Below are 7,327 nucleotides of genomic sequence, written 5' to 3' on the forward strand. Positions count from 1 at the left end.
TACAATAATGAAAGCATGTTTTATGGGCCTTGGCTATATAGGCCTGCCCACTGCAATCATCGCTGCAAGAAGCGGTGTTGACATTGTCGGTGTTGACGTGAATCCCAAGGTCGTCGAGATGACAAATAAGGGTAAGCTGCACATCATTGAACCCGGTATGGAGGAACTCCTGCAGGAAATGGTTGCTACTGGCAAATTAAAGGCGTCAACTAAACCTGAAGTTGCTGATGCGTATTTTATCGTAGTACCTACCCCGTTCAAGGGCAACCACAAGCCTGACATTTCTTATGTCGAGGCTGCCACAAAAGCTGTAGTTCCTTTCTTGAAGGACGGCGACTTGTTTGTGATTGAGTCAACTTCTCCCGTTGGAACAACCGAGCACATCGCTAAGCAGATTTTTGCTGCTCGTCCTGAATTGGAAGGACACATATATATAGCTTATTGCCCTGAGAGAGTCTTGCCAGGCAATGTGATATATGAACTTGTTCACAATGATCGCGTGATAGGCGGCATGACGCCCGAGGCTAGCGACAAGGCAGTTGAATTCTATTCGCAGTTTGTTACCGGACAGCTGCACAAGACCAATGCTCGCACAGCCGAGATGTGCAAGCTCACCGAGAATTCTAGCCGTGATGCTCAGATTGCCTTTGCCAACGAGTTGTCGTTTATTTGCGACAAGGCTGGCATCAACGTGTGGGAACTCATCAATCTTGCCAACAAGCATCCGCGCGTGAATATCCTTCAGCCTGGTTGCGGCGTGGGAGGACACTGCATTGCTGTTGACCCTTATTTCATCACTGCCGAATTCCCCGAGGAGGCTAAAATCATCGCCCAGGCTCGCGAAACCAATAATTTTAAGGCACAGTGGTGTGCCGAGAAGGTGAAGAGCACCATGCTGCAGTTTGAACTGGACCGTGGCCGTAAGCCTCAAGTGGCAATGATGGGACTTGCATTTAAGCCCAACATTGACGACCTGCGTGAGTCTCCTGCAAAGCGCATTACTGCCGAGGTGATGCAGAGCTTCAACAATGCCGACATTATGGTTGTTGAACCCAATATCACCGAGCACAAGGTGTTCAAGCTCACCCACTTCGAGAAGGCTTATGAAGAAGCCGACATCGTGGTGTTCCTTACTGCACACAACGAGTTCAAGACACTCGAGTGGCGTGACGATAAGGTGATCCTTGACTTCTGCGGTATATTTAAGAAATAATCATGCTGTTAAGTTTCCTGGTATATACGACAACTGCGTCTGCACTTGCGTGGCTCGGATGGCATGCCAATGCCCGTGAGCAGCGTGTCATGAGTGCGGGCGGCAGTCAGTTGCCGTTTTATTGCTGGGAAATTGTTGCATCGATTATCCTGTTTGCCATTGTTGCCGGTGCTAGATATAAGACCGGCTATGACCACATCGCATATCTGTCACAGTATATACAGATGTGCAACAAAGGACATTTCACTCGCAATGATTATGAGATAGGATTTGTCTTGATAAGCAAATGCTTTGCCCTGGTTAAGGCTCATGAGTTTTTCTATTTTGCCTTTTGGGGAGCTCTGCAAGTGGGATTGTTTTATTTCGCATTCCGCAACAACAAGTTCTTGTTGCCCTGGCTGGCCTTGGTCATCATGCTCGGTGGCTATTTTGTTGGGTGGATGAATACCATGAGGCAGGTCGTTGCGGAGTGTGCTTTTGTGGCTATGATTCCTGCTTGCAAGGGACGTACCAGTTATTTGTGGTTAAGTTGTGTTTCTCTGGTCCTGGCGTTGATACATGCCAGCAGTTTGTTGATACCCTTGTATTTGGGGTTGATGATAGCTTTGCGCAAAGTGAAGTTGGAACGTAACGTGATGATAGCGGTGTGGGTAGGTTGTATAGCGCTAGGGATTTATCCTTTTTGGATAAAGGCTTTGTCGTTCCTCCCAGCATTGCTTGACCACACGATGATGCACAAGTATGGTGACATGCTTGCCTCTCTCACATCAGGAGAAGTGCGGCATTTTAATTGGGGACCAGGTCGCATCATGGAACTTGTGTCACAGTTGATGTTATTGTGGTACTATCCTATGTTGAAAAAACATTACAGTGATAATGCCCATTTCCATTCGTTCTATTGTCTTGCGTTTGTGGGAATGTGCATGGGGAACTTGTTGATCAACACGTCTCATTACTTACTGCGTCCCATTGAATACTTGACACTGCTTCAAGGCGTAGTTGTTGCCTATGCCTTGTGCGCTTTTTGGGAGACAAAACGCTTCGTGCAGCTTGCTGTACTTTCATTAGTGTCATTAGGAGTAATATATGTTGCTGTGATTAAAGCAGTTTATGTCCCTACTGATACTAATACTCCTTATTTATATAATATTATATTCTGTCACAGATGAAAGTATCAATTGTAGTTCCTATATATAACACATCACTTTATATTGAGAAGTGTGCCCGTTCATTGTTTGAACAGACGCATGACGATATAGAGTATATCTTTATAGACGATGCTTCCACTGATGATAGCCTGGCAAGGTTAAAAACACTTCTTCGTGATAATTATCCTCAGTTGCATGATCGTGTAAAGATCTTGTGCAATAAGCAGAACATCGGCGTAGCACCTACTCGAAGCCTGGGCATGAAGGAGGTTACTGGAGATTACATAATACAAGTGGATTCTGACGATTGGGTTGAACCCGACTATGTTGAATCGTTGCTAAATGCTGCCGAGTCGCAGGGATTAGACGTTGTGATATGTGATTTTTTCTATTGTTTGGGCGACAAACAAGTAGTGACTGAAATAGAAAAATGCGCTTCTATTGATGAATGTGTGAGCAAAATCTTGTCAGGCGAATGCCATGGTAGCCTGTGCAACAAATTGATAAAGACATCAATCATCAAGGAACATTCTATTTTCCCCGAACCTCATTTGAGGATTTTAGAGGACAAACTGGTCGTTTTGTCGGTTCTTTCACATGCCAAGAAAATAGGCTATGTGTGCCGGCCGTTATATTATTATAATAGATTTAACCTTGGATATTCAACATTTCAGACCAAGGTTATGTTGATTCCTTCGTTTACACTTGCCACACAGCTTCTTATTGAACGCTATGGTTCGGAGCCTGTTTCAAGTGTGATTTATGACGGATTACAGTTTCACAAGGCAATCGTGTTAGGACATATTTTGCTTTATTCTCAAGAATTGAGTAAAGAAAAGCTGGAATTATTTCATGATTTGCCCGTCAAACACATTATAAAGCACCCCGTTTCCCCATTTCATTACAAATTAATAGGGGTGTTCTACAAGTTAAGGTTGACGCTTTTTGTGTCAATGATGCGAGGCATTTTACGCTTCATAAAAAAATGATGTGTCATGCAAGGTCGTATAAAGTACATATTACTTCAGATGTTGGTTGTGCTGATATCGCCATTGTCGAGCTTTCTTATCTCGGTAAGGTATTATAAGTACAATGTGTCGCAGATTTTCTTTATCATTGCTGCCGTTTATTTGGGCTGCAACATGGGTTTCGTTTATGATTTGATGCGACATTATCAGGACATAGGCAACTTGTATGTGGACAGGTCGTTGGGCGAGATACTTGACGATCCGCGCGTTTTTATCCTTGGTCCTGATTATTATCACATCACGATCAAGTATATTGTGTCGCGTTTCACTACCTCGGCAAGCGTGTTTGCGGGTGTAGCTGCCTTGGTTTATTCTAGTTGCTTTATTTTCTTTTATCGACAGTTAAGTCAGTTTTACAAGCAGAAATTGGCACTTTTCTCGGTGATGCTGCTTTTGTGCACTGTCGCTATTATTGAGTTCTGGTGGTATCAGGGCGTGCGTTTCTGGACCGGAGCATTCTATTTCTTCGGCATGTATCTCAAGTATGTCAATACGCACAAAAAACGGTATTTCTTATTGTCATTCTTGGCCATATATTTCCATTATTCGCTCATAACGTTGATATGTGTATCACTTGTCAACTTTGTTTTGTCGTTCATTACCCCTTATGTCAGGTATGGATTGCTTGCATTCTCGCTCTTTTATAAGACCCTGAATGTGGACTTTGTTCCTTTGTTGTTGAAATATATCCCCTGGGTGCGTAATAACTTGAGTATTGCGGTAACCGATGAGAAAATACATAACAGCTGGCGTGAGCACACGGCAGAGTTCAGAGCCAATGAAAACCTGGTGTATGGTTATCGATTGCCGTTCCTGATGCTTGCGGCTTACCTTGTCCTGCTGTTTTTCAGGTTGCATGGAGTGAAATTAGACAAGCAGTACAAGATCTTGTTCTTTTTCTCGCTGACGCTATGGACGGTTGCTAATTTCGGATTTGGCGACATTACTTTCTATACTCGTTTCCTTGAAGGATCGGTTTTAATGTTGTATGCTTATGTGTTTATCGTTTCGGTTAAGAACCAGGAACGTATAACTCATTACAGGCTTGTGCTGTTTGTATTCTTGTTCTTGCCTGCTATTTATGCAATATTAACTCCTCTGGTTCAGTACAGGGCTCACTTGATGCACCCCGAGCTGTTCTTGGGTAACTTCTTTATGGAGTGGGACGGAAATGGTCTGAAGATTGATTATGCTTGGAAAAATTAAAGGTGGAGATAATTTCTTATGGGAAAAACAAGTTACATCAGTAAGGACATAGCACGCCAGGTATTGAACGTGGGTCCTGATTTTATCACTGCTCAGGGCGGCATTGCGCAGGTGGCGGAATATTATAATGAGTATATCTTCGAGGATTTCAATTATCTTCCCAATTCTTGCGGTGGCTCGAAATTCAATAAATTAATATGCTTGATAAAGAGTGTTTTCCGTCTTGTGTGGATTGCGGTTTTCAAGCGCGAGATAAAGGTGGTGCACATTCACACATCACATAATGTGAGTTTCAAGCGTTCGGCTATCTTTGTGCGATTGTGCAAGTTGATGGGACTTTCTTCTATCATGCACATCCATAGCGGAGCAATAATTGACTATTCAGAGCAAAACTTCGGCTATGTGAAAAAGGTTCTGTCGCAGTGCACGCAGGTCATTGTGCTTGCCCAGATGTGGAAGCAGTACTTTGAGGAGAAGATGAATCTGCACAATGTTGCAGTGCTGGAAAACATTGTCCCCAGGCCTGCTATCAACAGGCAGAGAGTGGGTGACGGCAAGATGCATTTCCTCTTTTTGGGACGCCTTGTGGTGACAAAGGGTGTCATGGAACTGGTGAACGCGATTATAGAGAACAAGGATTATTTCTCAAGCCGCATGGTGCTGCACCTGTGTGGTGATGGCATAGAGGAGGCAAAGCTCAAGAATATGGTAGCGCAGGCAGGCCTTGAAGATACTATCGTTTTTGAAGGTTGGATCGTGGACGAAGAGAAGATAAACCTTCTAAATCACTGTGAGGTATTTATTTTGCCTACTTATTTCGAAGGTATATCGATTTCTATATTGGAGTCAATGACTTATCACCTTGCTATCGTCACTACCGACGTGGGTGGCAATCCCACACTGGTGGAGAATGGCAAGAACGGTTTGCTATTCCCCGTGGAATCTACCCAAGCTGTTGCCGATGCAATCAGATTTTGTCTCGACAACCCGGAGACAGTGAAGCGCATGGGCGAGGCGTCTGATGAAATTGTGTCAAAGTTTTATCCCGAGAGTGTTTCGGTGCGCCTTGCTGAAATATATAGCAATATTCTTGCAAATAGAAAATGATTGCTTTTTGACTTCCCTTTACATCTGATAGTGATATGAGAAAATTAATTGTGATATTATTGTGCCTTTGTGGTATTTGTGCAAGTGCACAGCATGCTGATAATTCTTATAATTGGGTCGAAGGCCAGGTGAATGACGTGGTGCTGATGTACTATGGCCAAAAGCTGCGAAAGAATTGGACTATGCATCAGATGTCACATTTTGTTACTCACACCTATCAAGACGGACACACCGATTGGCTGTTTCCGGCGTTTCTATATCTTGAATTTAGCATTAGAGACAGGGATATCACATTTGCCCCTGGTTATGCAAAGAATGCCGCCACCAAGGTTGAATGGCAGTGGCTGATTGAGCGTTACTTTGCTAAGGGCGAGGGATTAGATGCACTGGATAAAGCAATACAAAACGCAAAGGGTAAGCTGGGCGAGCCGCCATTCCGTCACAAGGTCATTCTGGGACTGCCGTCGCCCATCAAGGACCAGACCGACTGGGGAAGCACGTCGCGCAGGCTGAGGTTTAACAAGGCACAGGACCGCTTGGAAGCGATGTCATGGTTTATTGACATCCTGGTTGCACGCTTCAATGCCGCAGGTTATCGCAATATCGACTTGGATGGCTTGTACTGGGTAGATGAGGATATGATTGCAGGCGCTGAACTGTTTCCGTCTTTGAGCAATATGGTTCATCAACGGGGGTTGAAATTTTACTGGATACCTTATTTTACGGCTCCTGGACGCGAATCGTGGAAGCAGTATGGCTTTGATTATGCCTACTTGCAGCCTAATTATTTCTTTCATCTTGAGTTGCCGCTGTCACGCATTGAAGATGCTTGCTCTTTTGCCCGTCGATATGGGACAGGACTTGAACTCGAGTTCGACGAGAGGTATTTCTCACAGAGGAATACCTTCGGCAAGAGGTTAAAGGATTACATTGATGTTTATGAAAAAGAGGGTGTTTTCGCAAATAGCCCGATAGCTTATTATTGCGGAAATTCGGCCTTTCTGGAACTGAGTCAATCAAAGGAAATTCAAGATGTCAGGTTGATTGACCGCATGGCAGGATTCATATCACGTCGAAATGAAAAGTTAAGTGCAAAACCTAGCTTGTATCCTTCTACACCACCTTCTCCAACTCCAGCTCAACCGCAAGAAGAAAAGAAGAGTCCTCAAAGTTTATTACAGCAGTATCTCAATCTCTTAAATCCTGATTACTGGCATTTTTGATATAAATCAGGGTTTACAAGTTTCGCAAGCTATAATTCTTTGTCCGGCAGGACAATACCTGAATACCCCCCACCGCCAAACATAATGGCGTCTGCAAGGTAACTATTCAGCAATGGAACTCCCCGCGCGGATCTCACTGAACTCACTGATTTTTTTCATTGAAAATAGATTAACAATTAGAGGCTGAAAGCCGACACGCACAAAGCTTGCTTTGGGCACATAACCCCCACCGAAGGGAGTGAAACGACTGCCGGTGGGGGGGTGAAGTGTGACAAAATCGCGGTTGAAGACCGCTACCTCGAAACGTGCAAGGTTGCGGTCTTCAACCGCGGTACAGTGTATCGCGTTTACCCTGCCCTGCCTTCGCTTGCGCTCAGTTAGGACAGGGTTATGTGCAGAACT

6 protein-coding genes are annotated in these 7,327 nt (G+C 44.3%); all 6 read left to right on the plus strand.

All coding sequences use genetic code 11. The features are described from left to right. Positions 1–7 precede the first annotated feature (7 nt). The 6 genes from wecC to ACKI3C_RS04890 are packed head-to-tail and all read left to right on the plus strand — an operon-like array spanning position 8 to position 6,925. Positions 8–1,213 (plus strand): UDP-N-acetyl-D-mannosamine dehydrogenase, encoded by a 1,206-nt coding sequence (wecC, locus tag ACKI3C_RS04865; RefSeq protein ID WP_407402618.1) that lies wholly within the window; start codon positions 8–10, stop codon positions 1,211–1,213. 2 nt (positions 1,214–1,215) lie between these two features. Then, positions 1,216–2,382: an EpsG family protein gene (locus ACKI3C_RS04870; RefSeq protein ID WP_407402620.1), complete on the plus strand. Its 1,167-nt coding sequence runs from the start codon at positions 1,216–1,218 to the stop codon at positions 2,380–2,382. Continuing rightward, positions 2,379–3,350, plus strand: a complete 972-nt coding sequence (locus ACKI3C_RS04875) for a glycosyltransferase family 2 protein (protein ID WP_407402622.1) — start codon at positions 2,379–2,381, stop codon at positions 3,348–3,350. The genes ACKI3C_RS04870 and ACKI3C_RS04875 overlap by 4 nt, the downstream gene beginning before the upstream one ends. Positions 3,351–3,356: 6 nt before the next feature. Further along, complete coding sequence (locus ACKI3C_RS04880) at positions 3,357–4,595, plus strand: hypothetical protein (RefSeq protein WP_407402624.1); 1,239 nt, start codon at positions 3,357–3,359, stop codon at positions 4,593–4,595. A gap of 18 nt (positions 4,596–4,613) precedes the next feature. Further along, positions 4,614–5,702 (plus strand): glycosyltransferase family 4 protein, encoded by a 1,089-nt coding sequence (locus ACKI3C_RS04885; RefSeq protein ID WP_407402626.1) that lies wholly within the window; start codon positions 4,614–4,616, stop codon positions 5,700–5,702. 35 nt (positions 5,703–5,737) lie between these two features. Continuing rightward, positions 5,738–6,925, plus strand: coding sequence for a DUF4855 domain-containing protein (locus ACKI3C_RS04890; protein ID WP_407402628.1), 1,188 nt, complete (start codon positions 5,738–5,740; stop codon positions 6,923–6,925). Positions 6,926–7,327: the final 402 nt, after the last annotated feature.

Origin of the sequence: Sodaliphilus sp. (genome assembly GCF_045598405.1) — a bacterium.
GTDB classification, from domain to species: domain Bacteria; phylum Bacteroidota; class Bacteroidia; order Bacteroidales; family Muribaculaceae; genus Sodaliphilus; species Sodaliphilus limicaballi.

Excerpts from the sequence above, each read along its gene's own strand:
- ACKI3C_RS04885 (WP_407402626.1), top strand. The coding sequence starts at position 4,614 with ATGGGAAAAACAAGTTACATCAGTAAGGACATAGCACGCCAGGTATTG.
- ACKI3C_RS04880 (WP_407402624.1), top strand. The coding sequence starts at position 3,357 with ATGCAAGGTCGTATAAAGTACATATTACTTCAGATGTTGGTTGTGCTG.
- wecC (WP_407402618.1), top strand. The coding sequence starts at position 8 with ATGAAAGCATGTTTTATGGGCCTTGGCTATATAGGCCTGCCCACTGCA.
- ACKI3C_RS04875 (WP_407402622.1), top strand. The coding sequence starts at position 2,379 with ATGAAAGTATCAATTGTAGTTCCTATATATAACACATCACTTTATATT.
- ACKI3C_RS04870 (WP_407402620.1), top strand. The coding sequence starts at position 1,216 with ATGCTGTTAAGTTTCCTGGTATATACGACAACTGCGTCTGCACTTGCG.
- ACKI3C_RS04890 (WP_407402628.1), top strand. The coding sequence starts at position 5,738 with ATGAGAAAATTAATTGTGATATTATTGTGCCTTTGTGGTATTTGTGCA.